25 protein-coding genes and 2 tRNA genes are annotated in these 26,654 nt (G+C 74.5%); 13 read left to right on the top strand and 14 right to left on the bottom strand.

The window, feature by feature from the left end; translation table 11 throughout:
* Positions 1–6: 6 nt before the first annotated feature.
* Positions 7–612 carry a 3-isopropylmalate dehydratase small subunit gene (gene leuD / locus IR170_RS14240; RefSeq protein WP_056862337.1) on the bottom strand — a complete coding sequence of 202 codons (606 nt, stop codon included), beginning with the start codon at positions 610–612 and terminating at the stop codon, positions 7–9.
* A 31-nt stretch (positions 613–643) separates the two neighbouring features.
* Positions 644–2,059, bottom strand: a complete 1,416-nt coding sequence (leuC, locus tag IR170_RS14245; RefSeq protein ID WP_193665053.1) for a 3-isopropylmalate dehydratase large subunit — start codon at positions 2,057–2,059, stop codon at positions 644–646.
* Between the two features lie 237 nt (positions 2,060–2,296).
* On the opposite strand from leuC, the gene IR170_RS14250 reads away from it, so the two are divergent.
* Positions 2,297–3,022, top strand: coding sequence for an IclR family transcriptional regulator (locus IR170_RS14250; protein WP_056862335.1), 726 nt, complete (start codon positions 2,297–2,299; stop codon positions 3,020–3,022).
* A 255-nt stretch (positions 3,023–3,277) separates the two neighbouring features.
* Here the strand turns inward: IR170_RS14250 and IR170_RS14255 are convergent, their stop codons facing one another.
* Positions 3,278–3,757, bottom strand: a complete 480-nt coding sequence (locus IR170_RS14255) for a methylated-DNA--[protein]-cysteine S-methyltransferase (RefSeq protein WP_193665055.1) — start codon at positions 3,755–3,757, stop codon at positions 3,278–3,280.
* A gap of 1 nt (position 3,758) precedes the next feature.
* Positions 3,759–5,477 (bottom strand): AlkA N-terminal domain-containing protein, encoded by a 1,719-nt coding sequence (locus IR170_RS14260; RefSeq protein WP_319805092.1) that lies wholly within the window; start codon positions 5,475–5,477, stop codon positions 3,759–3,761.
* A gap of 91 nt (positions 5,478–5,568) precedes the next feature.
* Between IR170_RS14260 and IR170_RS14265 the strand changes: the two genes are divergently transcribed.
* Positions 5,569–6,804 carry an LCP family protein gene (locus IR170_RS14265; protein ID WP_193665056.1) on the top strand — a complete coding sequence of 412 codons (1,236 nt, stop codon included), beginning with the start codon at positions 5,569–5,571 and terminating at the stop codon, positions 6,802–6,804.
* Between the two features lie 71 nt (positions 6,805–6,875).
* On the opposite strand, the gene IR170_RS14270 is transcribed toward IR170_RS14265, so the two are convergent.
* From IR170_RS14270 to IR170_RS14290, 5 genes are all read right to left on the bottom strand, one after another.
* Positions 6,876–6,948: transfer RNA gene (locus tag IR170_RS14270), tRNA-Glu, on the bottom strand.
* A gap of 119 nt (positions 6,949–7,067) precedes the next feature.
* Positions 7,068–7,139, bottom strand: a tRNA-Gln gene (locus IR170_RS14275).
* Positions 7,140–7,201: 62 nt separating this feature from the next.
* A complete protein-coding gene (locus tag IR170_RS14280) occupies positions 7,202–8,164 on the bottom strand; it encodes a CPBP family intramembrane glutamic endopeptidase (RefSeq protein ID WP_193665059.1) in 963 nt (320 codons plus the stop codon).
* On the bottom strand, positions 8,161–9,609 hold the full coding sequence (gltX, locus tag IR170_RS14285; protein ID WP_193665242.1) for a glutamate--tRNA ligase: 1,449 nt from the start codon (positions 9,607–9,609) through the stop codon (positions 8,161–8,163). The genes IR170_RS14280 and gltX overlap by 4 nt, the downstream gene beginning before the upstream one ends.
* Positions 9,610–9,650: 41 nt before the next feature.
* On the bottom strand, positions 9,651–10,460 hold the full coding sequence (locus tag IR170_RS14290; RefSeq protein ID WP_193665061.1) for a fumarylacetoacetate hydrolase family protein: 810 nt from the start codon (positions 10,458–10,460) through the stop codon (positions 9,651–9,653).
* Positions 10,461–10,576: 116 nt separating this feature from the next.
* On the opposite strand from IR170_RS14290, the gene IR170_RS14295 reads away from it, so the two are divergent.
* The 7 genes from IR170_RS14295 to IR170_RS20405 all read left to right on the top strand — a co-directional run bounded on the left by IR170_RS14295 (position 10,577) and on the right by IR170_RS20405 (position 18,862).
* Positions 10,577–11,446: a 3-methyladenine DNA glycosylase gene (locus IR170_RS14295; RefSeq protein WP_193665063.1), complete on the top strand. Its 870-nt coding sequence runs from the start codon at positions 10,577–10,579 to the stop codon at positions 11,444–11,446.
* Positions 11,447–12,225: 779 nt separating this feature from the next.
* Positions 12,226–13,710: a pyridoxal phosphate-dependent decarboxylase family protein gene (locus tag IR170_RS14300; RefSeq protein WP_319805093.1), complete on the top strand. Its 1,485-nt coding sequence runs from the start codon at positions 12,226–12,228 to the stop codon at positions 13,708–13,710.
* The gene (locus IR170_RS14305) at positions 13,707–15,131 is read left to right on the top strand and encodes a lysine N(6)-hydroxylase/L-ornithine N(5)-oxygenase family protein (protein ID WP_319805094.1); all 1,425 of its coding nucleotides are present in this window, start codon (positions 13,707–13,709) and stop codon (positions 15,129–15,131) included. The genes IR170_RS14300 and IR170_RS14305 overlap by 4 nt, the downstream gene beginning before the upstream one ends.
* Positions 15,128–15,679, top strand: a complete 552-nt coding sequence (locus IR170_RS14310; protein WP_193665065.1) for a GNAT family N-acetyltransferase — start codon at positions 15,128–15,130, stop codon at positions 15,677–15,679. Before IR170_RS14305 ends, IR170_RS14310 begins: the two co-directional genes overlap by 4 nt.
* Positions 15,676–17,580 (top strand): IucA/IucC family protein, encoded by a 1,905-nt coding sequence (locus tag IR170_RS14315; RefSeq protein ID WP_193665066.1) that lies wholly within the window; start codon positions 15,676–15,678, stop codon positions 17,578–17,580. Before IR170_RS14310 ends, IR170_RS14315 begins: the two co-directional genes overlap by 4 nt.
* 34 nt (positions 17,581–17,614) lie before the next feature.
* Positions 17,615–18,139, top strand: coding sequence for a 2'-5' RNA ligase family protein (locus tag IR170_RS14320; protein WP_193665068.1), 525 nt, complete (start codon positions 17,615–17,617; stop codon positions 18,137–18,139).
* A 96-nt stretch (positions 18,140–18,235) separates the two neighbouring features.
* Complete coding sequence (locus IR170_RS20405) at positions 18,236–18,862, top strand: pentapeptide repeat-containing protein (protein ID WP_193665070.1); 627 nt, start codon at positions 18,236–18,238, stop codon at positions 18,860–18,862.
* Between the two features lie 208 nt (positions 18,863–19,070).
* Here the strand turns inward: IR170_RS20405 and IR170_RS14330 are convergent, their stop codons facing one another.
* From IR170_RS14330 to IR170_RS14345, 4 genes are all read right to left on the bottom strand, one after another.
* Positions 19,071–19,814, bottom strand: a complete 744-nt coding sequence (locus IR170_RS14330; RefSeq protein ID WP_193665072.1) for an AmiS/UreI family transporter — start codon at positions 19,812–19,814, stop codon at positions 19,071–19,073.
* 79 nt (positions 19,815–19,893) lie between these two features.
* A complete protein-coding gene (locus IR170_RS14335; RefSeq protein ID WP_193665074.1) occupies positions 19,894–21,156 on the bottom strand; it encodes an acyl-CoA dehydrogenase family protein in 1,263 nt (420 codons plus the stop codon).
* 246 nt (positions 21,157–21,402) lie between these two features.
* Entirely contained in the window at positions 21,403–22,065 is a 663-nt protein-coding gene (locus IR170_RS14340; protein ID WP_193665076.1) for a DUF6461 domain-containing protein, read from the bottom strand.
* Positions 22,066–22,110: 45 nt separating this feature from the next.
* Positions 22,111–22,704 (bottom strand): TetR/AcrR family transcriptional regulator C-terminal domain-containing protein, encoded by a 594-nt coding sequence (locus tag IR170_RS14345; protein WP_193665078.1) that lies wholly within the window; start codon positions 22,702–22,704, stop codon positions 22,111–22,113.
* A 114-nt stretch (positions 22,705–22,818) separates the two neighbouring features.
* Here IR170_RS14345 and IR170_RS14350 point away from each other — a divergent pair, with 114 nt between their 5' ends.
* Genes IR170_RS14350 through IR170_RS14365 form a run of 4 tightly spaced genes read left to right on the top strand, consistent with a single transcriptional unit; the run spans position 22,819 to position 25,182 of the window.
* Positions 22,819–23,499, top strand: a complete 681-nt coding sequence (locus IR170_RS14350) for a biotin transporter BioY (RefSeq protein ID WP_082503230.1) — start codon at positions 22,819–22,821, stop codon at positions 23,497–23,499.
* A gap of 19 nt (positions 23,500–23,518) precedes the next feature.
* Positions 23,519–24,220 (top strand): energy-coupling factor ABC transporter ATP-binding protein, encoded by a 702-nt coding sequence (locus IR170_RS14355; protein ID WP_193665080.1) that lies wholly within the window; start codon positions 23,519–23,521, stop codon positions 24,218–24,220.
* On the top strand, positions 24,217–24,831 hold the full coding sequence (locus IR170_RS14360) for an energy-coupling factor transporter transmembrane component T family protein (protein ID WP_082499906.1): 615 nt from the start codon (positions 24,217–24,219) through the stop codon (positions 24,829–24,831). The genes IR170_RS14355 and IR170_RS14360 overlap by 4 nt, the downstream gene beginning before the upstream one ends.
* Before the next feature lie 36 nt (positions 24,832–24,867).
* Positions 24,868–25,182: a hypothetical protein gene (locus IR170_RS14365; RefSeq protein ID WP_193665082.1), complete on the top strand. Its 315-nt coding sequence runs from the start codon at positions 24,868–24,870 to the stop codon at positions 25,180–25,182.
* A gap of 36 nt (positions 25,183–25,218) precedes the next feature.
* Here IR170_RS14365 and IR170_RS14370 read toward each other — a convergent pair whose 3' ends face one another.
* Entirely contained in the window at positions 25,219–26,649 is a 1,431-nt protein-coding gene (locus tag IR170_RS14370) for an amidase (protein WP_227489293.1), read from the bottom strand.
* Between the last annotated feature and the right edge of the window lie 5 nt (positions 26,650–26,654).

The raw sequence follows: 26,654 nt of genomic DNA on the forward strand, positions 1-26,654 counted from the left end.
TCGGGCTCAGGCGTGGAGGGTGGCGGGCTTCCAGCGGGGGCGGGTCTGCTCGTAGGCCGTGATGTCGTCGGCGTGCCCGAGGGTGATGCCGATGTCGTCGAGGCCCTCGAGCAGGCGCCAGCGGGTGTAGTCGTCGATGTCGAAGGAGTCCTCGATCGCGTCGGGACCCTCACCGGCGCGCACGGTGCGCGACTCGAGGTCGACGGTGACGGTGGCGCCGGGCTGGGCCTCGAGCAGGTCCCAGAGCTTCTGGACGACCTTCTCGTCGACCTGCGCGGCCAGCAGGCCCGCCTTGCCGGAGTTGCCGCGGAAGATGTCGGCGAAGCGGGAGGAGACCACGGCCTTGAAGCCGTAGTTCTGCAGCGCCCACACGGCGTGCTCGCGCGAGGAGCCGGTGCCGAAGTCGGGGCCGGCGACGAGCACCGAGCAACCGGCGTAGGCCGGGTCGTTGAGCACGAAGTCGGGGTCGTTGCGCCACGCGGAGAACAGCCCGTCCTCGAAGCCCGAGCGCGTCACGCGCTTGAGGTAGACCGCGGGGATGATCTGGTCGGTGTCGACGTTGCTGCGGCGCAGCGGCACGCCGACGCCGGTGTGCTGGGTGAACTTGTCCATCGGAGGCCTTTCAGGTCGGGCGAGGTCGGCGTCAGGCGAGGTCGGCGGGCGAGGACAGGGTGCCGCGCACCGCGGTCGCGGCGGCGACGGGCACCGACACCAGGTGGGTGCGCCCACCCTTGCCCTGCCGGCCCTCGAAGTTGCGGTTGGAGGTCGACGCGCTGCGCTCGCCGGGCTGCAGGGTGTCGGGGTTCATGCCCAGGCACATCGAGCAGCCTGCGCCGCGCCACTCGGCGCCGGCGTCCTTGAAGACGACGTCGAGGCCCTCCTGCTCGGCCTGCAGGCGCACCCGCACCGAGCCCGGCACGACCAGCAGCCGGGTGTCGGGGTCGACCGTGCGGCCCTTGATGATCTCGGCGGCCAGGCGCAGGTCCTCGATGCGCCCGTTGGTGCAGGAGCCGACGAAGACGGTGTCGACCTTGACCTCGCGCATCGGGGTGCCGGCCTCGAGGCCCATGTACTCCAGGGCCTTCTGGGCCGCGACGCGGTCGGACTCGTCGTCGTAGGACGCCGGGTCGGGCACCGCCGAGCCGAGCGGGACGCCCTGGCCGGGGTTGGTGCCCCAGGTGACGAAGGGCGTCATCTCCGCGGCGTCGAGGACGATCTCCTTGTCGTACTCCGCGTCGTCGTCGGTGACGAGGGTCTTCCAGTGGGCGACCGCGGCGTCCCAGTCCTCGCCCTTCGGCGCCTCGGGACGGCCCTCGATGTAGTCGAACGTGGTCTGGTCGGGGGCGATGAGACCGGCCTTGGCGCCCCACTCGATGCTCATGTTGCACACCGTCATCCGGCCCTCCATCGAGAGCTCCTCGATGGCCTGGCCGCGGTACTCCACGATGTAGCCCTGGCCGCCGCCGGTGCCGGTGTGCGCGATGAGGGTCAGCACCATGTCCTTGGCGGTGACGCCCGCGGGGAGGCTGCCGCTGATCGTGACCGCCATGGTCTTGGGCTTGGCCTGCATGAGCGTCTGGGTGGCCAGCACGTGCTCGACCTCCGAGGTGCCGATGCCGAAGGCGATCGCCCCGAAGGCGCCGTGGGTGCTGGTGTGGGAGTCGCCGCACACGATGGTCATGCCGGGCTGGGTCAGGCCCAGCTGCGGGCCCACGACGTGCACGATGCCCTGCTCGACGTCGCCGAGGGGGTGCAGCCGCACCCCGAACTCCTCGGCGTTGCGGCGCAGCGTGTCGACCTGGGTCTTGGAGACCGGGTCGGCGATCGGCTTGTCCCAGTCGACGGTCGGGACGTTGTGGTCCTCGGTGGCCAGGGTCAGGTCGGGGCGACGGACCTGGCGGCCGGCGAGGCGGAGCCCGTCGAAGGCCTGCGGGGAGGTCACCTCGTGGATGAGGTGGAGGTCGATGAAGAGGAGGTCGGGCTCCCCCTCGGTCGAGCGGACGACGTGCTCGTCCCAGACCTTCTCGGCCAACGTCCTGGCGGTGCGGGTGGCACCCATGGCTCACTCCCTCGTGACGACTGCAGTGCGGTGCGGCACGGCGACAGGCGTCGCCGGCGGGAGGTCCAGCGTACGACGCGCGTCCCATTGTGTGAGACTCGGGTCTTGGCATGCGAGACGCAGGCGGCGTCGGGTCCGCTGGGGCGCGGCACGCCCGTCCACGGTGTCGGCCAGGTCACAGCGCCGACTTGGCGCCGGGAGGTTGCATCCCATGATCTGAGACGCGAGTATTGCCATATGGACACCAGCGGAGTGGGCGTGCTCGACAAGGCCGCCATCGTCCTGACCGCTCTCGAGGCCGGGCCGGCCACCCTGGCCGGCCTCGTCACGGCCACAGGACTCGCGCGGCCCACGGCGCACCGCCTCGCCGTGGCCCTCGAGCACCACCGGCTGGTGGCCCGCGACATGCAGGGCCGCTTCGTGCTGGGACCGCGTCTGGCCGAGCTCTCGGCCGCCGCCGGCGAGGACCGCCTGCTGGCCACCGCGGGCCCCGTGCTCGCGCGGCTGCGCGACATCACCGGGGAGTCGGCCCAGCTGTGGCGCCGCCAGGGCGAGCACCGCGTGTGCGTGGCCGCCGCCGAGCGTCCCTCCGGCCTGCGCGACACCATCCCCGTCGGCTCGCAGCTCACGATGCGCGCCGGCTCGGCCGCCCAGGTGCTGCTGGCCTGGGAGGACCCCGAGCGGATGCACCGCGGCCTGCAGAACGCCGCCTACTCCGCCGCCGCCCTCTCCGGCATCCGGCGCCGCGGCTGGGCCCAGTCGGTCGGCGAGCGCGAGCAGGGCGTCGCCTCGGTCTCCGCGCCCGTGCGCTCCCCCAGCGGCAAGATCATCGCCGCCGTCTCCGTCTCCGGCCCCCTCGAGCGGCTCTCCCGCCAGCCCGGCCGCATGCACGCCCCCGCCGTCCTCGCCGCCGCCGAGCGGCTCTCCGAGTCGCTGCGGCGGGCTGCGGCCGAGTCGGCCTGACCTGCTGCGGGTTTCACCAGCCGGCTGGCGAGACCCGCACCTGTCGGCCCGCACGTGGGCCGACAAGTGCGGGTCCGGGCCGACCGGTGTGACGCATGGGGTCTGCGGGGCGTGCCGCGCCGCTCCCCGCGCCGCTCGCGGGTGTCACCGGCCGGCTGGCGAAACCCGCACCTGTCGGCCCGCGCGTGGGCCGACAAGTGCGGGTCCGGGCCGACCGGTGTGGCGGGTGGGGCGTGCGGGTCGGGCGCGAGCGGCTCAGAACAGGCCGGGCCGCTCGAGGCCCAGGAGGAGCTGCTTGCGCTCGAGGCCGCCGGCGTAGCCGGTGAGGCTGCCGTCGGCGCCGATCACGCGGTGGCACGGGATGACGATCGGGATCGGGTTGCGCCCGTTGGCCAGTCCGACGGCGCGCGAGGCGGCGTTGGTCATGCCCAGCCGGTGGGCGACCTGACCGTACGACGCGGTCTCGCCGAAGCCGATCTCGCGCAGCGCGGCCCACACCCGCTGCTGGAAGTCGCTGCCCACCGGGGCGAGCGGGAGGTCGAAGGCGGTCAGCCGGCCGGCGAAGTACGCCGAGAGCTGCGCGACGGTCGCGGCGAGGACCGGGTGGTCGTCGTCGCGCTCCCCGCGGTCGTGGCCGAGGGCGTCGCTCCACGGGGCGAACTCGATCGCGCTCAGCGCGCCGTCGGTCTCGACCAGGCGCAGCGGCCCGACCGGGGTGTCGGTCTCGGTCCACATCTCAGGGCTCCTCGGTGGTCGTGGTGTCGCTCAGGGTGGTGCTTCTAGCGGGGCTCACGGCGGGGCTCACGGCCGGGCTCACGGCCGGGCTCGTGGCGCCCGTGGTGACGGCTCCGGCCCGGGCGTCCGCCGGAGGGGCGGGCGCGGCCGGCGGCATGAGGGTGTCCCACAGGTACATCAGCGCGTAGGAGCGCCAGGGCCGCCACCGGTCGGCCGCCTCGATCGTGGCGACCGGGTCGTGGCCCAGACGCCGCAGCGCGTTGCGGACGCCGAGGTCGGTGGGCAGGAAGACGTCGGGGTCGCCCAGGGCGCGCATGGCGACGTAGTCGGCGGTCCAGGGACCGATGCCGGGCAGCGCCACCATCGCCTTCCAGACCTCGGCCCGCGCCGTGCCGCGGTCGAGCGCGAGGTGGCCCGAGGCCAGGGCGCCGGCGAGGGCGACGAGGGCCCGGCCGCGGGCGCGCGGCATCGGTAGCGTCTCGGGGTCGGCGGCGGCGAGCGCCGCAGAGCTGGGGAAGAGGTGGGTCAGCCCCGGGGTCGAGGTGCGCACGACGCGTCCGTGCTCGGCCACGACGCGGCCGGTGACGGTGCGCGCGCCGGTCACGCTGACCTGCTGGCCGATCACGGTGCGGATCGCGGTCTCCGGGCCGTCCACCTGCCCGGGCACCCGCAGACCCGGCGTGGCCCGCACCAGGGGGCCCAGCACGGGGTCCCCGGCCAGGTGCTCGGCGACCGGCAGCGGGTCGCAGTCGGCGTCGACGAGCCGGCGGGCCCGCTCGAGGGCGGCGGTCGTGTCGCGCAGGTCGCTGAGGGCGAGGGTCACCGGCACGAGCACGGTCTCCCCCGCCGGCGCGGCGTCGAGGGCCGGGTCGAGGTCGAGGCGCAGCGTGCCGTGCCCGTGGGGCAGGTCGAGCGTGCGGGCGTACCACCCCGGCCCGGAGACCTCGACGCCCGGCACGAGGTGGTAGGCCAGGAAGGCCAGCAGCGCCTGGCCCGCGAAGGGCGTGCGTACGGCGAGCCGCAGCCCGACGACCGCGAGGGCCACCGGGTCGTCCACGCCATGCGAGCCGGACGGGTCCCCGCTCTCCACGCCGCCAGCCCCGCCCACGTCTCCCGCACGGCCCGCGCCGCCCGCGCCGCCGGCACGTCGGCCCGCACCGCGCAGCTGCGACGGGGTCGCGGCGTAGACCGCGCGCACCGTGTCGTTAAACTGCCGCACGCTGGAGAAGCCGGCGGCGAAGGCGACGTCGGCCAGCCCGAGGTCGGTGGTCTCCACCAGCACCCGCGCGGTCTGCGCCCGTCGTGCCCGGGCGAGGGCCAGCGGGCCGGCGCCGAGCTCGGCGGTGAGCAGACGGGTCAGGTGGCGCGGGGTGTAGCCCAGGCTGGCGGCGAGACCCTCGACGCCCTCCCTGTCGACGACGCCGTCGGAGATCAGCCGCATGGCCCGCCCGGCGACGTCGGCGGCGACGTCCCACTGCGGGCTGCCCGGCACGGCGTCGGGCAGGCACCGCTTGCAGGCGCGGTAGCCGGCGGCCTGGGCCGAGGCCGCGCTGCGGTGGAAGGTGACGTTGCCGGGCGCCGGGGTGCGGGCCGGGCAGGAGGGACGGCAGTAGATGCCGGTGGTGCGCACCGCGGTCCAGAACATCCCGTCGAAGCGGCGGTCGCGTGACTTCACCGCGCCGTAGCAGGACGCCGGGTCGAGGTCGCTGGGCGGGGTCACGTGCCCATCATGGCCGATGCCCGGTGGCCGGACCGGCGGGAATCGGACACGGCGGGAGCCCTCCCGTGCAGGGGCCTGCGACGATGGTGGGGTGAATCACGACACGACACCGCCCGCGGGCTCCGACCCCGCGGCCGAGGCGCCCTCGCAGACGGCGCCGCGTCGCGGGCGGCGTCGCCGCCCGCGCCGCACCCGCACCGGCGCCGCAGCCGCTGGAGGGGGCCACCGCACGATGGCGCGTCGCCACCGGCGCACGGTCCTGCGGGTCGTGCTGACCACCCAGCTGTGCCTGGCCCTGCTCACCGCCGCCGCGGTGACCCTGGCCTACCAGCGCCTCGACGACAACATCGCCGCCGGCAGCGCCATCCCCCACGTCGTGGAGAAGGAGGACGTCGCCGACGACGCCCCGCTGGAGCCGCTCAACATCCTGGTGATGGGCTCCGACAACCGCGACGGCGAGGGCAACGACATCGACGGGCTCACCGGCGGCGGCCAGCGCGCCGACACCACGATCCTGGTGCACGTCTCGGCCGACCGCCAGGAGGCCTACGGCGTGAGCCTGCCCCGCGACGCGATCGTGGACCGCCCCGCGTGCCGCGTCGACGGCGAGGAGATCCCCGGCGCCGAGGCGGCGATGTTCAACACCGCCTTCGCCGTGGGCGGCCCGCTGTGCACCGTGCAGACCGTCGAGCAGCTCACGGGCATCTACATCGACCACTTCGTGGTCCTCGACTTCAACGGCTTCAAGGACATGGTCGACGCGGTCGACGGGGTGGAGGTCTGCATCCCGAAGGACGTCGACGACCCCGAGCACGACATCTACTTCGACGCCGGCGTCCAGGAGCTCGAGGGCCAGCAGGCCCTCAACTACGTGCGTGAGCGCACAGTGCTGTCGTCGACCGGCGACATCGGCCGGATGAAGCGCCAGCAGGCCTTCATCGCCTCCATGGTCAACAAGGTCTTCTCCGCCGGCACCCTCACCCGCGTCGACCGGGTCTACCAGTTCCTCAAGGCCGCCACCGACTCCATCGAGGTCGACGACCAGATCGACAGCCTGCGCGACCTGACCCAGCTGGCCCGCCAGTTCCGCGACACCGGCCTGACCAAGATCCGCTTCATCAGCGTGCCGTTCGAGGCCTACGAGCCCGATCCCAACCGTCTGGTCTGGACCGCGGAGGCCGACGCGCTGTGGAAGCGGATCAAGGCCGACGAGTCGCTGGGCCGCGAGTTCCGCGGGGGCGCCATCTCCGCAGCCGACCCGGTCGACGGCGGCGGGGGCTCGGAGCAGGACGCCGAGGAGGCCGCGGCCGCGGGGCTCTGCGCCTGAGGGCACCTCGGACGGACCCGTCCGGGAACGACGAAGGCCCGGCTCCGAGGAGCCGGGCCTTCGTCTGCTTGTACCCCCGACCGGATTCGAACCGGCGCTACCGCCGTGAGAGGGCGGCGTGCTAGGCCGCTACACAACGGGGGCCTTGCGGTGCTGCTGGGATCTGCCTCGCGGCATCTCCCTGACAACTCGCGGAACGTTAGCCGAAGCTCCCGTCTCGCACAAAATCGCGGCCTCGCGGCCGCGATCTTGCCGGTTGTCAGCTGGGATACTAGGACTCGAACCTAGAATAACTGGACCAGAACCAGTCGTGTTGCCAATTACACCATATCCCAATCGCAGTCGACCCGAGCTCGTCGGACCTGCTGCTCGGCCCGTCTCCGGGCCGGACAAAACATTACACGGGACGTCTGGAGCCGACCAAGTCGAGGCGTCCGGAGACCCGCTCGACGCCCTGCCGGCGGGCCGCGGCGAGGGTCAGCGCGAGGAAGACCAGCGACTGCGTGAGCGTCACGGGGATGCTCCACCAGCTCCCGCCGGTGGGGTTGAGCGCGGAGGTCATGTCGCCGAAGGCCAGGGCCAGGCCGTAGGCGAAGAAGTTGTTGAGCACGTGCATCGCGATGCCCGCCTCGAGCCCGCCGGTGAGCACCACCAGGGCGCCCGCCACCAGGCCGAAGGCGAAGCGGTCGAAGAAGATCGGCAGGTCCTGGCCCAGCCCGTGGGCCAGGGCGAACAGCAGCGCCGGCACGACGACGGCGACCCAGCGCTGGCGCACGAGCCCGCCGCAGACCTGGGTGAGGTAGCCGCGGAACGCGTACTCCTCCCCCGCCGCCTGCAGCGGGGTCAGCAGCACGATCACCAGCAGGAAGTCGCGGGTGGTGCGCGAGAAGTCGTTGACCTGCCCGCTGACCTGCGTGCTCCCGCCTTGGGCGGGCAGCACGGCCGAGACCACCAGGGTCGCCACCAGTGCCAGCAGCGCCAGCCCCAGGCAGGTGGCGAACCAGCGCCACCGGATGCGCGGTCGCACCGAGGCCAGCCAGCCCGGCCGCAGCCGGTGCACGCTCCACAGCACCAGCCATGCCGCGGGGATCGCCGCGGCCCACCCGAGGTTGACCACGGCGAGGAAGACCGGGGTGACCTCGTCGGCGCCCGACAGCCGTCGCGAGGCCTCGGCGCCGTCGACGCCGGTGAGCAGCAGGTAGACGCTGAGCACCGAGACGACGACCACCTGGGCCAGCAGCACGAGGGCCACCAGGGCCACCACGCCGACGAGGGGGCGCCACGCCCCCGGCCGGCCGGCGCGCAGCAGCCGCTGGTACTCCAACGGCTCCGGCGTACGGGCGGGGGCGTGGTCGCTCACGCGCCCAGCGCCCCCTCCAGGCGGGCCAGGCCGCGCTCGCGGCCGAGCAGCTCGAGGCTCTCGAAGAGCGGCGGGGAGACCCTGCGGCCGGTCACCGCGACGCGCACCGGCCCGAAGGCGTGGCGGGGCTTGAGGCCCATCTCGTCGACCAGGCGCGTCTGCAGCGCCTCCTGGATGGCGGCAGTCGACCACTGCTCCAGGCCGGCCAGGGCGTCGTGGGAGGCCTGGACGACCGCGCGGCCGTCGTCGGTGGCCACCAGCTTCTCGACGTCGGCGGGGTCGCGGGTGAAGTCGGCCTCCTCGACGAAGAGGAACCCGAGCATGTCGACGGCCTCGGTGAGCTTGTTGATGCGCTCGGCGACCAGCGGCATCGCCAGCTCGAGCAGCTGCGCGTCGGCGTCGCCCACCGGGTCGGACACGACGCCGGCGGCCTTGAGGAAGGGCAGCGCGCGGTGGGCGATGTCCTCGGTGGAGAGCAGCCGCATGTGGGAGCTGTTGATCGCGTCGGCCTTCTTGAGGTCGAAGCGGGCGGGGTTGGGGTTGACGTCGCCGATCTCGAAGGCCTCGACCATCTCCTCCAGCGTGAAGACGTCACGGTCGGCGGCGATCGCCCAGCCGAGGAGGGCGACGTAGTTGAGCAGGCCCTCGGGCAGGAAGCCGGCCTCGCGGTAGCCCAGGGCGTTGGCCTCGGGGTCGCGCTTGCTGAGCTTCTTGTTGCCCTGGCCCATGACGTAGGGCAGGTGGCCGAAGTACGGCGCGCCCGTGCCGATGCCGACGTCGGCCAGGGCGGCGTAGAGCGCGATCTGGCGCGGGGTACTGGAGAGCAGGTCCTCGCCGCGCAGCACGTGGGTGATCTCCATGAGCGCGTCGTCGACGGGGTTGACCAGCGTGTAGAGCGGGTCGCCGTTGGCCCGGGCCAGCGCGTAGTCGGGCACGTGGTCGGAGTGGAAGGTGATCGTACCGCGCACGAGGTCGTCGAAGGCGATCTCGCCGTCGGGCATCTTGAAGCGCACGACGGCCGAGCGGCCCTCGGCCTCGAAGGCCGCGACCTGCTCGCCGGTCAGGTCGCGGCAGAAGCGGTCGTAGCCCAGGATCTTCGAGCCCGACGCCTTGCGGCGCGCGTCGATCTCCTCGGTGGTGCAGAAGCAGCGGTAGGTGTGCCCGGCCTCGGCCAGCCGGGCCAGGGCGTCGACGTAGAGATGACCGCGCTGCGACTGCAGGTAGGGCCCGTGGTCGCCGCCGACCTCGGGACCCTCGTCCCAGCCCAGGCCGAGCCAGTGGAAGAGGTCGACGAGGGCGTCGTAGGACTCCTGGGTGTTGCGGGCGGTGTCGGTGTCCTCGATGCGGAAGACGAAGGTGCCGCCGTGGTGGCGCGCGAAGGCCCAGTTGTAGAGCGCGGTGCGGACCAGGCCGACGTGCGGGCTGCCGGTGGGGCTCGGGGCCATGCGCACGCGGACGGGACGGTCGGTGCCGGGGGTCGTGGTGCTCAACGCTGTGCCACCTTGTTCGTGAGGGTGCCGAGGCCGGCGATCGAGATCTCCACCTCGTCGCCCACCTCCATCGGACCGACGCCCTCGGGGGTGCCGGTGAGGATGACGTCGCCCGGGAGCAGCGTCATGACGCTGGAGACGTGGGCCACCAGCGCGGGGATGTCGAAGATCATGTCGGCGGTCGAGCCGTCCTGGACGGTCTCGCCGTTGAGGAAGGTCTGCACCGACACCCCGTCCTTGAAGTGCTGCGGGTCGAGGTCGGTCTCGATCCACGGCCCCAGCGGGCAGAAGGAGTCGAAGCCCTTCGCGCGGGTGAACTGCACGTCGGAGCGCTGCAGGTCGCGCGCGGTCACGTCGTTGGCGATGGTGTAGCCGTGGATGACGTCGGTGGCCTGCTCGGGCGGCACGTCGCGGCAGATGCGGCCGATGACCACGGCCAGCTCGCCCTCGTAGTGCAGCTCCCGGGTCTGGCGGGGGTAGAAGATCGGGTCGCCCGGGCCTACCACGCTGGTGTTGGGCTTGAGGAACATCAGCGGCTCCTCGGGCAGGTCGTGGCCCAGCTCGGCGGCGTGGGCGGCGTAGTTGCGCCCGATGCCGACGACCTTGCTGCGCGGCAGGACGGGCGCGAGCAGGCGCACGTCGGAGAGCTTGTGCTCCTGGTCGAGCAGCTTGACGCCGACGTAGAGCGGGTCGCCGGCCAGGGCCACGACGACGCTGTCCTCGTCGGGCTGGCCGAACTCGTCCACCTCCCCCGTCACGACGCCGTAGAGAGGGTCTTCGCCGGTGGTGAATCTCGCGATGCGCACCCCTCGACCCTAGCGAGGCGGGCCGTGCCGGGCCGAACCCGAGGCGGTGCCTCGACCGGGCCCGCGACCGGGCCCGCGACTGGGCGCCCGACGACGGGCCGCGGATAATCCCTGCGGTGACCCCGACCGCGCCGCCGCTCGTGCTCGACGAGGAGACCTGGCGCGCGCGGGCCGCCGCGCACGCCGAGCGGGTCGACGCCTTCCTCGCCCCCCACCTCGCGCGACGCGGGGCCAGCGTCAAGCACCCCGTGCACGACTTCCTCTTCACCTACTACTCCCAGCGCCCGGCCCAGCTGCGCCGCTGGCACCCCGGCTTCGGAGCCGCGCTGGGGGGCGACGCCACGGCGTACGCCGGGCTCAAGGGGTACGCCGGGGACCCGCCGGCCGTCGGCGTGGAGCACGTGGCGGCCCAGCGCCCGCTGCTCGAGGCGCTGCGCCGCCTGCTGGCCGCGACCGCGGCGCGACCGGCCGCCTTCGGCTGCTTCGGGCTGCACGAGTGGGCGATGGTGCACCGCGCCGACGAGACCCGCCACGACTGGCCGCTGCGCCTGGGCCGCGAGGGCACCGACGCGGTGGTGGAGTCGCACCGCATCACCTGCACCCACTTCGACGCCTTCCGCTTCTTCACCCCCACCGCGGCCCCGCTCAACACCCTCGCGCCGAGCGCCGCCGACCGGCCCGACTTCGAGCAGCCCGGCTGCCTGCACGCCGGGATGGACCTCTACAAGCACGCCTTCCGGCTCACGCCGATGATCTGCTCCGACCTCGTCGCCGACTGCTTCGAGCTGGCCCGCGACATCCGCGAGCTCGACATGCGCGCCGCGCCCTACGACCTGGCCGACCTCGGCTTCGAACCCGTGCGCATCGAGACCGCCGAGGGCAAGGCCGCCTACGTCGCCGCGCAGCGGGAGTTCAGCGAGCGCGGTGCGCCGCTGCGGGCGCGGCTGCTCGGCGAGGTCGACCGGCTGCTGGCCGTCGCCGGCTGAGAGCCCCGGCCGTCGCCGGGTGGGCGGCGGTGGTCGAGGAGGGAGGAGCGTCAGCGACGACCGTCTCGCGCGGAAGGCGGTGCACGGCCCCGGCGTACCGGGGTCCCCGACCCTGCGACCGGCCCTGTGACCAGCCCGGTGACCAGCCCTGTGACGGGCCCGGTGACGGGCCCGGTGACCGGCGCGTGGGTCGGCCCGGCGGGCGGCGTCGGCGAGTGGCGGGAGACGACACCTGCGGCGGTCCTCGACCGGTCGTACGCCGCCACTTCTCGCGCGACCCAGTCGGCGACACGAAGCGCCCCCGCGTGGTGGGGTCGGCAGCGCTCGCGGTGACCGACCGCGCGGGAGTGGCGGGAGACGACACCTGCGGCTGGTGTCGACACGGTCGCTGGCGTGGTGCCTGCTGAGCGAGCGTCTCGAGGGGCTCCCTCCTCGACCACCGCGCGGGTGGGTGGTTTCGAGACGGTCGCTGGCGCTCCCTCCTCAACCACCGTGACGGGTCGCCGGCGTGGTCGCTGCTGAGCGAGCGTCTCGAGGGGCTCCCTCCTCGACCACCGCGCGGGTGGGTGGTTTCGAGACGGTCGCCGGCGCTCCCTCCTCAACCACCGTGACGGGTCGCCGGCGTGGTCCCTGCGGAGCGAGCGCAGCGAGCGTCTCGACGGGCCCCTTCCCCACCACCGGGCCACGGTGTGACGTTCGTCCTCCGAGACCACAGATGCAGACTTAGGCAAACCTAACTAAGGTGAGCCTTACCTGACCTGATCTCGGAAGGATCTCCGGTGCCCCCCTCCCCTCGCGCCCTGGCGCACCTGTTCCACCCCGACCACGCCGACGCCTACGTCGCCTCGATGCGCCTCGGCGTCGACCACCTCGCCGACGCCCTCACCCGGGTGTCCGGCCCGGCGACCGGGGTCGGCCCGGCGCAGGCGGCGAAGCCGGTGCTCGACGTCGACCTCGACGCCCCCCTCGAGGACCCGGCGGCGGCGCTGGAGGAGATGGGCCGGCTGTGGCTCGACGACACGGTGTGGTTCCACGAGCCGACCTACGCCGCCCACCTCAACTGCCCCGTGGTGATCCCCGCCCTGCTGGCCGAGGTCTTCGTCTCCGGGGTCAACGCCAGCCTCGACACCTTCGACCAGAGCGTCGCCGGCACCTTCGTCGAGCGCCACCTGGTGGCGTGGACCGCGGGGCGCATCGGCTGGGCCGCCGGCTCGCAGGACGAGTCGGGCGCCGACGCGGTCCCCGACGGGGTCTTCACCAGCGGCGGCTCGCAGTCCAACCTCCAGGCCCTCCACCTGGCCCGCGACCGCGCCCTCGCCGCCGGAGCGGCGCCGGCCGACCTGCGGGTGCTCGCGTCGGTCGACGCCCACTTCAGCGTGCAGAAGTCGGCGCGCCTGCTCGGCCTGCCCGCCGAGGCGGTCGTGGCCGTCGGCGTCGACGCCCGCCGCCGGCTCGACCCAGCCCGCCTGGCGGACGCCCTCGACGCCGTGGTGGCCGAGGGCCGCACCGCGATGGCGGTCGTCGCCACCGCCGGCACGACCGACTTCGGCGCCATCGACCCGCTGGCGCAGGTGGCCGACCTGACCGAGCGTCACGGCTGCTGGCTGCACGTGGACGCGGCGTACGGCGGGGGGCTGCTGGTCTCCCCCACCCAGCGCGGGCGCCTCGACGGGATCGAGCGGGCCGACTCGGTCACCGTCGACTTCCACAAGACGTGGTTCCAGCCCGTCTCCTCCAGCGCCGTGCTCGTGCGCGACGCGCGCACGCTGGGCCACGTGGCGTGGCACGCCGACTACCTCAACCCCCGTGACCCCGGCGGCGCGGCGAGCCCCCACCAGGTCGACAAGAGCCTGCAGACCACCCGGCGCTTCGACGCGCTCAAGCTGTGGCTGACGCTGCGCGTGATGGGCCCGGAGGTCATCGGGGAGTACGTCGACACCGTCACCGGCCTGGCCCGCGAGGTCGGCGAGCACCTGGCTGCCGACCGCCGCGTCGAGCTGGCGGCCGTGCCCGAGCTGAGCACGGTGGTCTTCCGCTACCGCCCGCCGGGGCTCGGCGAGGACGCCGCCGACCGGCTGGTGCCGCTGGTGCGCTCGGCGCTCTACGAGCGCGGCCTCGGCATGGTCGCGGCCACCACGCTGGAGGGCCGGCGCTGGCTCAAGCTGACCCTGCTCAACCCGATGGCCACCACCGAGGACCTGCTCGGCGTCGTGGACCACTGCGTCGCCCTGGCCGAGGAGCTGCTCGGGGAGGTGGCCGCGTGAGCGCCTCCACCTCGTCCGCCGGCACCGCCGCCGCCCCCTCGACCGGCCGGGTGCACGACCTGGTCGGCATCGGCCTGGGCCCCTTCAACCTCGGCCTCGCCTGCCTCGCCGACCCCCTCGACGACCTCGACGCGGTCTTCCTCGAGGCCCGCGACGAGCTGGCCTGGCACCCCGGCATGATGCTCGACGACGCGACCCTCCAGGTGCCGTTCCTGGCCGACCTGGTCACCATGGCCGACCCGACGTCGCGGTGGTCCTTCCTCAACTTCCTCAAGCAGACCGGGCAGCTCTACCCCTTCTACGTGCGCGAGTCGTTCTACCCGCTGCGCCGCGAGTACGACGACTACTGCCGCTGGGCCGCCGAGGGTCTCGCCTCGGTGCGCTTCGGCTGCCCCGTCGTGCGCGTCGAGCACACCGACGACCTCGACCTCGACGCCCACCCGGGGCTGAGGGACCGGCTGCACGAGGGGCTCGACCCCCACGGCGCCGCGGGCGCGGCGTACGTCGTGACGACGGCCTCCGGCGAGACCGTGCTGGGGCGCCGCCTCGTGCTCGGGGTCGGCACCCGCCCGCGCGTGCTCGACAGCGTGCGCGCGGCCGGCGGGCCCGCGCTGCACTCCGCCGACTACCTGCCGCACAAGCAGCGGCTGCAGCAGCAGCGCTCGATCACGATCGTCGGGAGCGGGCAGAGCGCGGCCGAGATCTACCGCGACCTGCTGGCCGAGTCGCCCGGTCACGACTACGAGCTGACCTGGCTGACCCGCAGCCCGCGCTTCTTCCCCATGGAGTACACCAAGCTCACCCTCGAGCTGACCTCGCCGGAGTACTCCGCCTACTTCCAGGGCCTCGACGCCGGCACCCGCGAGCGGCTGCTGCGCGAGCAGCGCTCGCTCTACAAGGGCATCAGTGGCGACCTGGTCGACGAGATCTCCGACCTGCACTACCGGCTGCGGGTGCAGGGCGCGGGACCGCGGACCACGCTGGTGAGCGCCACCACCCTCACCGGCGCCCGCTGGGACGGCGAGGCCTACGACCTCGACCTGCGCCACGACGAGACCGGCGAGGACTTCGGGCTGCGCACCGAGGGCCTCGTGCTCGCCACCGGCTACGAGGCCTCCGTGCCGGACTTCCTCGACCCCGTGCGCCACCGGCTGCGTCTCGACGAGCGCGGCCGCTACCTCGCCGACTCCCGCTACGCCGTCGACCGGGCCGGCCGCGAGGTCTTCGTGCAGAACGGCGAGGAGCACACCCACGGGTTCGTCGCCCCCGACCTCGGCATGGGCGCCTACCGCAGCTCCGCGATCCTCGCCGCCGTCACCGGCCGCGAGGTCTACCCCCTGGAGAAGCGGGTGGCCGTGCAGAGCTTCGGCGTGCCCGACCACCTGCGCCGGGCCCCCGCCGGGCAGGGAGCGACGCGGTGAGGGCGACCCTGGGCCCGCTGCCCCTCGACCCCGCCACCCTGCGGCTGCTCCACGCCTGGGTCACCCACCCTCGCTCGGCCTTCTGGCAGATGCAGGGCGCCACCTACGACGACGTGGCCGTCGAGTACGTCGGCATCGCCGCCTCCCCCACCCACGACGCCTGGCTGGGCCGTGTCGACGGGGAGCCGACCTTCCTCGCCGAGACCTACGACCCCGCCGCCGACCCGCACCTGCGCGACCTGCCCGAGCTCGAGCCCGGCGACCTGGGCATGCACGTGCTCGTCGCCCCGCCCACCGGGCCACCGCGACCCGGGCTGACCCGCGCGGTCCTCGCCGCGGTGATGGCCCACTGCCTCGCCGACCCCGCGGTGCGCCGCGTCGTGGTGGAGCCCGACGTGCGCAACACCGCCATCGCCGCACTCAACGCCGAGGCCGGCTTCGTCGTGGCCCGCCACGTCGCCCTGCCCGGCAAGACCGCCGCCCTGTCCTTCTGCACCCGCGAGGCCCACGCCGCCTCCCGCCTCTCCCGACTGGAGACCACCCGATGACGCTGACCCACCCCACCGAGCACACGACCGGGCACCCGACCGGGCACCCGACCGGGCACGCAGCCGACCCGACGGGCCCCGCCCCGCGGGCCGTCGACCCCGCCGACCACCTCACCCCGGAGCACCTCGCCGTCGCACAGCGACACCTGGTGGCCAAGGCGATCGCGGAGTACGCCCACGAGCGGATCATCGCCCCCGTGCCCGACCCCGGGGCCGGGCCCGGTGCCACGCCCGCCACGCCCGACGCGGCCGCGGCGGCCGACCCGGCGGCCTGGCTGCTGGAGACCGGGCGCGGGGCGGCGTACCGCTTCCGGGCGCGGCGGCTGGCCCTCGAGCACTGGGCGATCGAGGAGGAGAGCCTCGAGCGGCGCGTGGACGGCGAGCCCGCGCCCCTCGACGCCCAGGAGCTCGTGGTCGAGCTCGCCCCTGTGCTCGGCATCCCCGACGCGCTGGTGCCGACCTACCTCGAGGAGGTCGCCAGCACCCTGGCCGCGGCCTGCTGGAAGCTCGCGCACCGCCGGGTGCCGGTGGCCGAGCTGCTCGCGGCCGGCTACCAGGAGGTCGAGGCGGCGATGACCGAGGGCCACCCCGGCTTCGTGGCCAACAACGGGCGCATCGGCTTCGACCTCGACGACTACACCGCCTACGCCCCCGAGGCCGGGCGAGCGGTGCGGCTGGTGTGGCTGGCCGCTCGGCGCAGCGTCACCCGGCTCTCGCTGGGCGCCGGGCTCAGCGAGGAGCGGCTGTGGGCCGGCGAGCTCGACCCCGAGGTGCGGGCGGGCTTCGCGGCGCGGCTGCTCGCGCTGGGCCTGGACCCCGACGACTACACCTACCTGCCGCTGCACCCCTGGCAGTGGCGCAGCAAGGTCGCGGTCACCTTCGCCCCCGACCTCGCCCGGCGCGACCTCGTGCACCTCGGCGAGAGCCCCGACGCCTACCGGGCCCAGCAGTCGATCCGCACGTTCTTCAACACCGACCGCCCCGAGCGGCACTACGTCAAGACCGCCCTGGCCATCCAGAACATGGGCTTCGTGCGGGGCCTCTCCCCCGCCTACATGGCCGTCACCCCCGCCATCAACGACTGGGTGGCCGACCTCGTCGCCGGCGACCCCACGCTGGCCGGCTGCGGCTTCACGGTGCTGCGCGAGCGCGCGGCGGTCGGCTACACCGGCGACGCCTTCCACCGCCACACCGCCACCTCGCCCTACCGCAAGATGCTCGCGGCGCTGTGGCGCGAGAGCCCGCTGCCGCGGACCGGCCCCGGTGAGCGGCTGGCCACCATGGCCTCGCTGCTGCACCGCGACGCCGAGGGGCGGGCGCTGGCCACCGCGATGGTCGAGGCCTCGTCGCTGGACGCGCGCGAGTGGCTGCGCAGCTACCTGCACGCCTACGTGCGCCCGCTCGTGCACTGCCTGCTCGCCCATGACCTGGCCTTCATGCCGCACGGGGAGAACCTCGTGCTCGTGCTGCGCGACCACGTGCCGGTGCGGGCGCTGATGAAGGACGTCGGCGAGGAGGTCGCGGTCATGCACCCCGACCGTCCGCTGCCGGCCGAGGTGGAGCGGGTGCGCGCCGACGTCGAGCCCGACGTCAAGGCGCTCGCGCTGCACACCGACGTCCTCGACGGCGTGCTGCGCCACCTCGCCGCGATCCTGCACGTCGACGGCGTGCTCGACCAGGACGACTTCTGGGCCGAGGTCGCGCGCTGCCTCGACCAGCACGCCGAGGAGCACCCGGAGCTCGCCGACGCCGTGGCGGCCTACGACCTGCGTCGCCCCACCTTCCGCCACTCCTGCCTCAATCGGCTCCAGCTGCGCAACACGCTGCAGATGGTCGACCTCGCCGACCAGTCCTCCTCGCTGCTCTACGCCGGGGAGCTGGTCAACCCGGTGGCCCGCTGAGGGCGGGCCCCGCCCCGACGGGGAGGATGGCGCGGTGGGGTGGCCTGGACACAGCGTGCTGCAGGTGCCGGTGGCGCCGCTGGACGGGTTCGTGCGCGGGCTCACCGGCCGGCAGGACGCGGCGTACCTGTCGCGCGACCCGGGCTTCACCCACGCCCACGTCACCGTGCTCGGGCCGTTCCTGGCCTCCCCCGACGCCGCCGAGACCGAGCGGGTGCGGCGCGTGGTGGCCTCGGTGGCGGCCTTCGAGGTGGTGCTGGAGCGGGTGGCGCGCTTCCCCGACGGCACGCTCCACCTCGTGCCGGAGCCCGACGGGCCCTTCCGCGAGCTCACCGCGCGACTGGCCGAGGCCTTCCCGCAGTGCCCGCCCTACGAGGGGCGGTACGCCGAGCTGCACCCGCACCTCACCCTCGACCTGGCCGGCCCCGACGTCGACGAGGACTCGCTGCGCCTCGACCTCGGTGACCTGCTGCCCGCCCGCTGCCGCGCCGAGCGGGTCGACCTCGCGTGGTGGGAGCAGGGCGCGACCCGGCGGCTGGCCTGGTGGCCGCTGGGCTGACCCTGCCGTCGGGGCCGCCGTCGGCACCCCTGACTACGGTGAGCCCGGTGAGCCCCGTGACCCCGGTGACCCCGACGCAGCCACCCCGGACCTCTCGTGGGTGAGGCGCCCGACGGCGCGGAGGGGCGGACCTTCCGCGGCGAGGACTGGTACGCCGAGGACCTCGCCGCCGCCCGCTTCGTCGACTGCGCCTTCGTCGGCGTCGACCTCTCCGAGGTCACGACGAGGGGCGCGCTCTTCGAGCGCTGCCGCTTCGACTCCTGCCGACTCAACTCCTCGGTGCACGTGGCCACGGCCTTCGTGGGCTGCGAGCTGCGCGGCTGCAACCTCTTCGACGCGACCTTCGAGGGCTGCAAGACGACGGGCTCGACCTTCGCCTCGTGCACGACCCGGCCGATGCGGGTCGTCGGCGGGCAGTGGCGCGCCGTCGGTCTGCGGGGCGCCCGGCTCGCCGGGCTCGACCTCACCGGGCTCGACCTGCGCGAGAGCGACCTCGCGCTGGCCGACCTCACCGGCACGGTCCTGCGCGACTCTCAGCTGGGCGGGGCGAGCCTGCGCGAGGCCGACCTCGCGGGCGCCGACCTGCGCGGGGCAGACCTCGCGGGCGTCGACCTGGCCTCGGCCAGACTCGACGGGACGCGCCTCGACCTCGCCGGCGCCGTGCTGCTCGCCGAGCAGCACGGCGCCACCGTCGACGTCGGTCGGCGCGAGACCGCCGGCTGAGGCGATCCAGCGAGCGGTGGTCGGGCCAGGAGCCTCGGCGGGCGTCGCGCCAGCACCCGCACCCGAGCGCCGCCGACGGGTCAGACCACGTCGCCGCCGACCTCGTCGCCCTCGTCCGACGACGGCGCGTCGTCGACCGACCAGGTCAGCTCCGCCGGCGGCGACCGTGTGCCCCGAACCCAGGCGGACGGTGGTCGCCGCCGACTCCTCAGACCGCGGCCGGCTCCGCGCGACGGCGCCCCGGGATCCCACCGGTGGCGTTCACACCGGGCTCCCCCGAGGCCCCGGCGGGCTCTGCGGGCTCCGTGGGCTCCGTGGGCTCCGTGGGCTCGGTGGGCTCCGTGGGCTCCGAGGTGGACGCCGCCGGGTCGGCCAGGCCGACGCGCGAGAGCGGGACCAGCGCGACCACCGTGGCGGCGATCGAGGCGAGCACGGCCCAGGTCGGCACCCGCCCCCACTCGCCGAGCAGGAGCAGGAAGCCCGGCACCGTGCAGGTGGTGAAGGCCAGGATGAGGGTGAACCAACCGGTGAGGGCGGTGAGCCGCTCGCGGCCGAGGGCCAGGACGAGGAAGAACAGCGTCCACAGCACCGACCACTGCAGCCACAGCAGGCCGGTCGGGGTGTCGTCGAAGCGGACGATGTTGACGACGCCGAAGCCGAGGGCCATGACGGCGACCCACAGCGAGTACCACCCGACGCCGGTGCTGGCGTAGCCGGCCAGGTTGCAGATGCCGACGTAGAGGTAGGTGAACCCGAACAGGAAGATCCCGGCCGCGCCGAGGATCTCGTCGGGGGTGTCGGCGGTGGCGATGAGGAAGAACGGGATCGCCGTCTGCAGCGCTCCCACGAAGAGGTTGAAGACGCCGGCGCCCTTCGCGTCGATCCTGCCGAGGAGCAGCAGGCCGTTGACGAAGAGGGCGGCGCCGACGAAGGTCAGTCCGACCGAGGACATGGCGGGGCCTTTCTCGAGGGGTGTCCGGAGGAGGACGGTGCGGGGTCCGGTGCCGGGTCCGGCGCCGGGGTCGGCCGGGTCAGAAGTAGGCGTTGCCCGGGAAGCCGCTGCCGTTGACCTCGTGGTCGCCGATCGCGGAGGCCTTGAGGTAGGTCGGGTTGTGGGTCGCGATGGTGCGCACGTTGCGCCAGTGGCGGTCGAGGTTGTGCACCCGCTGGGTCGCCGAGGCGCCGCCGACGTCGAAGATCCGGGCGGCGGTGGCGTAGGAGAACCGGTCCACGGCCACCTTGGCCTGGGCGGCGGCCAGCTGCGCGGCCTCGGCGGCCTCGGGGGTCGGCAGCCCGTCGACGACCGAGTCGACCGCGTCCTGGAGCCGGTCGGCGGCGGCGAGCACGATGGCCTCCGCGGCGAACACGTCGGCCGAGATCTCCCCCACCACCTGCAGCACCTGGGCGTCGTGGCGCGGCTGCTGGGGCACGTTGGCGTGGCTGAAGCCGCGGGTGCGGCTGCGCACCCGCTCCACCGCGTCGTTGCGCACGCTGCGGAGCACGCCGGCGGTGACGGCCTGCAGGTAGAGCTGGAGGAAGGCGCCCTGGTAGCTCGGGGCCTGGGGCCCGTCGGGCTCGCCGAGGTCGAAGAACTCACCGGGCTCGACGCGCACGTCGTCGAGGATGGTGGTGCCGGTGCCGGTCATGCGCTGGCCGAAGCCGTCCCAGTCGTCGGCGATCGTCACCCCGGCGCGGTCGACCGGGATGACGGCGCCGGCGATGCGGCCCTCGGGCGCCGCGGCCCAGATCTGGGTGTAGTCGGAGTAGATGCTCCCGGTGGAGTAGAACTTCGTGCCGTCGAGCCGGAAGCCGCCGTCACCGGAGGGGTCGGGGGTGATCGTGGTGTCGAAGTGCAGCCCCACCGGCTTGGCGCTCTGCTCGCTGAAGCCGTTGCCGACCAGCGCTCCCGAGGTGACGAGGTCGATCCCGTGGGCCCGCGCGGCGGCGTCGTCGGTCTGGAGCTGCTGCTCGACGAACCAGTAGTGGGCGCGCACGATGTGGGCCAGGTTGGAGTCGGCCTCGGCCAGCGCGATGAGCGTGGCGAAGAACTCCCGCATCGTGGCGCCGCCACCGCCCTCGGCGACCGGCACCCGCAGCCCGCCGAGGCCGGCCTCCTTGAACCACGCCAGGGGCTCGTGGGGCGGGTCGACCTCGAGCTCGCGCTCGGCCGCGCCGGCCCGGATGCGGTCGAGGAGGTCGCGCAGCTCGGGCGACCCCGGGCGTACGGCGGGGCCGCGACGCGTGCTCGTCGGGCCGGTGGCGGCGGGGGCGGTGGTGTGGGTGGGAGCGCTCATGACGGGCCTTCCTGGTCGGTGCGGTGGTCGCCCGAGGACCGACCCGCAAACAGACTTAACTCGACCAAGTTACTGCTGTTTGCTCCGCGTCGAGGCCCTGTCCCACCACGGACGTGCCTGGTTCTGCCGACACGGCGCACTGCGGAACCGTGCACGCGGGCCCGCACCCGGGCCCGCGCCAGAGTCCGCACCCGGGCCCCGCGCGGCCCGCGTCGCGGCGGACCCCTCGGCCCGCCGGGGACCGGGTCAGTCCGCCGGCTGCTGCGCCGGCTCGTAGGTGAGCGAGGCCACCCAGAAGCGCTCGACGTCCTGGAGCCGGTCGAGGTCCTCGACGCTCAGCTCGACCCCGGTGACGTGCTCGACCATGGCCAGGGCCACGGCCAGCGCGTCGGGCGGACCGGTCGGCTCCTCCCCGTCGGCGACGTCGGCGGGGGCGACCGGCGCGGGCGCCGGGACGGGGTCCTCGGCGTCGAGGTCGATCCAGGCCCGGTCGAAGAGCGGGCGGAGGTCGTCGGGCACCTGGGTGGGGTCGTCGAGGAAGACGTACTCGTCGGCGTCGAAGACCACCCTCCCGTCGCGGGCGAAGCCGAAGCGGTCGTGGGCCTGCACGTTGGAGCGCGCGACCGCGGCGGTGCGCCCTCCGGCCGAGAGCCGTCGCAGCGCCTCGAGGCTCGGGTCGGCGTAGCCGGTGGGCTCGGCGGCCAGCACGCCGCCGGCGACCTCGAGGAGGGCGTAGGCGGAGTGGTCCTCCTCGAAGGCATCGCCCAGCGCGACCCGGCGCCCCAGGTCGACCCCCAGCACCTCGGCCACCTCCTCGCGCGTCGCGCCGGTCACCACGACGAACGTGGCCTCCGTGTCGAGCCCGACCTCCTCGAGGACCTCCGCGTAGTGCTCCGCCGTCGCCGCCATGCGATCACCCTAGGGCGGACCGAGCCCGGCGCCCGAGCCGGCGCCTCAGCCCCGCGGGGGCGGTGCGACGCGACAGCGCAGCCGGATGCCGTCGAGGACGATGCCCAGGCCCGCCGCGAAGTCGGAGCGCTCCCGCGGCTGGTCCTCGATGGCGCCGGCGCTGCCGGCCTGCAGGTGAGTCTGCTCGTCGAGGGTGTGGCCGAAGACGAAGTGCAGCAGGGTCCGCGTCGCCGTGCCGGCCAGGGCCGGGTCGAGGCCGCTGTCGGCCAGCGCGGCGGCCAGGTCGCGCCCGGGGGCGGCGGCGCCGAGGCCGAAGGCGTGCACGGTGGCCACGAGCTCGGCCCCGTCGCGGTAGGCCAGCATCGCCTCGCGCAGCTCGGTGCAGACCGCGACGACACGGTCGTCCCAGGAGCCGTCGGGCACGGTGTCGCGCGGGGTGTCGCGCGGGGCCCGTCCGCGGGCGAGCACCTCGTCGGCCACGGCGGCGAGCAGGGTCTGCTTGCTGGCGAAGTGGTGGTAGAGCGCGCTGGGGCGCACCCCGAGCTCGCCGCCGAGCCGGCGCATCGTGAGGTCGGCGAGGCCGTAGGTGTCGAGCACCTCGACGGCGCGGGCCACGATGTCGGGGCGGCGGTAGGACATCTCACTCCTCGGTCGGCCGGCGCACGCGTTGACCACGGACGCCGCACCACCCTAACCTGAACGCCGTTCAGCCGGCGACCGTCCGGCGTGGCCCACCCGCACGACGAGGACCCCATGACGACGCAGCAGCCGGCTCCCGCCTCCGACCACACCACCACCGGCCACCCGGCCGACCACCCCGGCGCCGACCCGGCGTACGACGGACGCGGCGGCTCGACCTCCTCGCGGCTGCGCTCGACGACCACCGGCATCGCGCTGGTCGCCGCCTTCGCGGCGCTCATCTCGGCCTGCGCCTACGTCGGGGCGATCCCCGTGGGTGGCGCCAGCGTGCCGATCACGCTGCAGACCTTCGGCGTGATGCTGGCCGGTTGCCTGCTCGGACCGGTGCGCGGCTTCCTGGCCGTCACCCTCTACCTCGTGCTCGGCGCCGTGGGCCTGCCCGTCTTCGCCGAGCACTCCTCGGGGCTCGGCGTCTTCACCGGCCCCAGCGCCGGCTACCTCGTCGGCTTCCCGCTCGCCGCGCTCGCCGCCGGCGTGCTGGTCAAGTACGTCGCCGGGCGCCGCGGCAAGACCCGCGCCCTCGTCGTCTTCGCCTGCTCCTTCGTCGCGAGCGCGCTCGTGCTGCACACCGCCGGCATCGTCGGCATGAAGCTCTACTTCGACGTGTCGTGGCGCGAGGCGATCAGCTACGACGCCCCCTTCTGGATCGGCGACGTCGTCAAGACCTCACTGGTCGCCCTGGTGGCCGCCGAGGTGCACCGCGCCTTCCCCCAGCTGCTGCACGGCCGTCGCTGACCTCGCGCCGCGCCGCCCCGTGCCCGTCCTCGAGCTCCACGCCGCCGCGGTCACCGTCGACACCACCGACGGCGAGCGCGTGGTGCTGCACCCCACCACCCTGCGGCTGACCGAGCGCCGCGTGGCGGTGATCGGCGCCAACGGCTCCGGCAAGTCGACCCTGGCCCGGCTCTTCAACGGCCTGGTCGAGCCCACCTCCGGCCGCGTGGTCGTCGACGGTCTCGACGTGGCCCGTGAGGCCGGAGCCGTGCGCCGCAGGGTCGGCTTCTGCTTCACCGACCCCGCCGCCCAGCTGGTGATGCCGACCTGCGTCGAGGACGTCGAGCTGTCGCTGCGCCGCCACGAGCGCAACGGCGCACAGCGCCGCGCCCGGGCCCTGGAGGTGCTGGAGCGCTACGGACTCGGCCAGCACGCCGACGTGTCGGTGCACGCCCTGTCGGGGGGCCAGAAGCAGCTGCTGGCGCTGGCCGGGGTGCTGGCCGCCGAGCCGGCCGTGCTGGTGGCCGACGAGCCGACGACCCTGCTCGACCTGGCCAACACCCGCCGCGTCGGCGACCTGCTCCTCGGCCTCGACCAGCAGCTGCTGCTCGTGACCCACGACCTCGACCTGGCCGCGCGCTGCGACCGCGTGGTCGTCGTGGAGGACGCCCGCGTGCGCTACGACGGGCCGGCCGAGGCCGGGGTCGCCGACTACGTCGCCTCCGTGGCGGAGCGCTCGTGAGCCAGCCGTCGATGGTGGCGATCCACCAGCCCGGCGACACGCTGCTGCACCGCCTGCCCGTGGGCCCGAAGCTGGCCGGACTCGGCGCGCTCAGCCTCACCATCGTGCTGGTGCGCAGCGCCCCCGCCTCGCTGCTGTTCCTCGCCGTGGCGCTCGGCCTGGCCCTCCTGGCGCGGGTGCGGCTGCCGCTGCTGCTGACCGCCGCGCGCGGCGTGCTGCTCATCGCGCTGGTCGCCTCCCTCGTGCAGGGCCTCTTCTACGGCGCCGGCAAGGCCGTCGAGACCTTCGTCGACCTCCTCGCCCTCACCCTCGCCGCGGTCGTGGTCACCGCCACGACGCCGGTCAACGCCATGCTCGACGCGCTCGTGCGCTGGTCGGGCCCGCTGCGCCACGTCGGGGTGCCGCCCGAGCGGGTCGCCCTCACCGTCGGTCTGGCCGTGCAGGCCCTGCCCGGCACCGTCGCCCTGGCGCTGGAGACGCGCGACGCCGCCCGCGCCCGCGGCCTGGGCCGGCACCCCCGCGCCTACCTCACGCCCTTCGTGGTGCGGGTGGTGGCCCGCGCCCACGAGACCGGTGACGCGCTCGCAGCGCGCGGGCTCGGCGACGACTGAGCCGGGCCGTGCGCGGCGGCGCCGTAGGATCGAGGGGTGCTGACCCTCGACCCGCAGACCGCCGACGAGGTCTACCGCGTCGCGCTGGCCGGTGACCGGCGCCCGCCGCTGCGGCGGGCCCTCGTGGTGGCGCTCGACGTCTGGTTCGCGCTGAGCGGCGGCACCCTGGAGTGCTCCTCGGCCGGCACGGTGGAGGTGCACGAGCGACACTCCGGGCGCCGGGTGCTGGCCATCGACGTGGAGAGCCCCGAGGTCGCCAGCCACACCCTGCACCACCTGCGCACCGAGCTCGCCGAGCTCAGCCCCGAGGAGTTCCGCGAGCAGTGGGGCGTCGACGAGCGGGCGGTCTGAACCCGGCCCGACCTGCCCGACCCATCCGCTCCTGTCTCACCAGCCCGGCGGGCGCCGGTGGTGCCACGGTGCGGCCGCCTCGACCTGCGCGGCCAGCGACAGCAACAGCTCGTCCTCGGCCGGGCGCCCGGCCAGCATGACGCCGACCGGCAGACCCTCGGCGGTCCAGTGCAGCGGCAGCGAGACCGCCGGCATGCCGGTGACGTTCCACGCCGAGGTCCAGGGGGTGAACGCCTTCTGCGCGGCGAAGTCGGCGGCGGGGTCGGCGTCGTCGCGGATCGCGCCGACCGGCAGCGGCGGGGTGGCCAGCGTCGGGGTGAGCACGGCGTCGTAGGGGGCCAGGGCGGCGAGGGCGTTGGCGGCGTGGCGGCGCATCGCGCCGATCGCCAGGCCGAGCTGGGGGCCGCTGACCGCGTGGCCGCGCTCGGTGAGCCACCGGGTCAGCGGGCGCAGCAGCGCCTCGCGGCCGGCCGGTGCGGCCGACAGCGCGGTGAGCACGGCCCAGCAGGTCTCGAAGACCGGCACCGCCTCGGGAGGCAGCGGCACGGGCACGTCGACGACGTCGTGGCCCAGTGACTCCAGCAGCCGCGAGGCGTCCTCCCAGGCGCTCACGCTGGAGGCGTCGACCGGCACGTCGGCGATCACCGGCGCCACGAAGCGGGCGATGCGCAGCCGCCCCGGCTGCCGGTCGCAGGCCTCCAGGAAGGTCGTCTGCGGGGGCGCCGCCCAGAAGGGGTCGCCCACCCGGTGCCCCTCGAGCACGTCGAGCAGCGCGGCGGCGTCGCGCACCGTGCGCGCCAGCGGGCCGGCCACCGCGAGGCCCACGGGGTCGCCGTACATCGGGAAGCCGCTCACGCGACCGCGCGAGGGCTTGAGGCCCACCAGACCGCAGCAGGAGGCCGGGATGCGGATCGAGCCACCGCCGTCGGAGCCCTGCGCCACCGGCACCAGACCGGCCGCGACGGCCGCGCCCGCGCCGCCGGAGGAGCCGCCGGCCATGCGGGTGCGGTCCCACGGGGTGACGGCCGCCGGTCGGCCCTCGGGCTCGGTGTAGCAGGGCGACCCGAACTCCGGGGTGCTGGTCTTGCCCAGGCTGACCAGGCCACCGTCGTCGACGGCCAGGGCGACGGCGTCGGAGACCTCGGGCACGAAGTCGTCGAAGGCGGCCGAGCCGAAGGTCGTGGGCACGCCGGCGGTGAGGTTGAGGTCCTTGATCGCCGTCGGCACCCCCCACAGTCGCGAGACCGACCCCGACGGCCCCGTCCCGCCCGGGGCGCAGCGGCCCAGGGAGGCGGCGCGCTCGAGGGCGCGCTCGGCGGTCACGGTCACGAAGGCCCCGACGTCGTCGAGGCGCGCCACGCGGTCGAGGTAGTGCTCGGTGAGCTCCAGCGAGGAGACCTCACCTCGCCGGACCAGGTCGCCCTGCTCGAGGGCGGTGAGCTCGTGGATGTCGTGCAGGTCGACCATGCGCC

Origin of the sequence: Nocardioides kribbensis, assembly GCF_015070375.1 — a bacterium.
Lineage (GTDB): Bacteria > Actinomycetota > Actinomycetes > Propionibacteriales > Nocardioidaceae > Nocardioides > Nocardioides kribbensis.

Bases quoted from the DNA above. Each gene is read 5' to 3' on its own strand.
- leuD (WP_056862337.1), bottom strand. From the start codon at position 612: ATGGACAAGTTCACCCAGCACACCGGCGTCGGCGTGCCGCTGCGCCGC.
- leuC (WP_193665053.1), bottom strand. From the start codon at position 2,059: ATGGGTGCCACCCGCACCGCCAGGACGTTGGCCGAGAAGGTCTGGGAC.
- IR170_RS14250 (WP_056862335.1), top strand. From the start codon at position 2,297: ATGGACACCAGCGGAGTGGGCGTGCTCGACAAGGCCGCCATCGTCCTG.
- IR170_RS14255 (WP_193665055.1), bottom strand. From the start codon at position 3,757: ATGTGGACCGAGACCGACACCCCGGTCGGGCCGCTGCGCCTGGTCGAG.
- gltX (WP_193665242.1), bottom strand. From the start codon at position 9,609: ATGGCCCCGAGCCCCACCGGCAGCCCGCACGTCGGCCTGGTCCGCACC.
- IR170_RS14315 (WP_193665066.1), top strand. From the start codon at position 15,676: ATGACGCTGACCCACCCCACCGAGCACACGACCGGGCACCCGACCGGG.
- IR170_RS14330 (WP_193665072.1), bottom strand. From the start codon at position 19,814: ATGTCCTCGGTCGGACTGACCTTCGTCGGCGCCGCCCTCTTCGTCAAC.
- IR170_RS14335 (WP_193665074.1), bottom strand. From the start codon at position 21,156: ATGAGCGCTCCCACCCACACCACCGCCCCCGCCGCCACCGGCCCGACG.
- IR170_RS14340 (WP_193665076.1), bottom strand. From the start codon at position 22,065: ATGGCGGCGACGGCGGAGCACTACGCGGAGGTCCTCGAGGAGGTCGGG.
- IR170_RS14345 (WP_193665078.1), bottom strand. From the start codon at position 22,704: ATGTCCTACCGCCGCCCCGACATCGTGGCCCGCGCCGTCGAGGTGCTC.
- IR170_RS14350 (WP_082503230.1), top strand. From the start codon at position 22,819: ATGACGACGCAGCAGCCGGCTCCCGCCTCCGACCACACCACCACCGGC.
- IR170_RS14370 (WP_227489293.1), bottom strand. From the start codon at position 26,649: ATGGTCGACCTGCACGACATCCACGAGCTCACCGCCCTCGAGCAGGGC.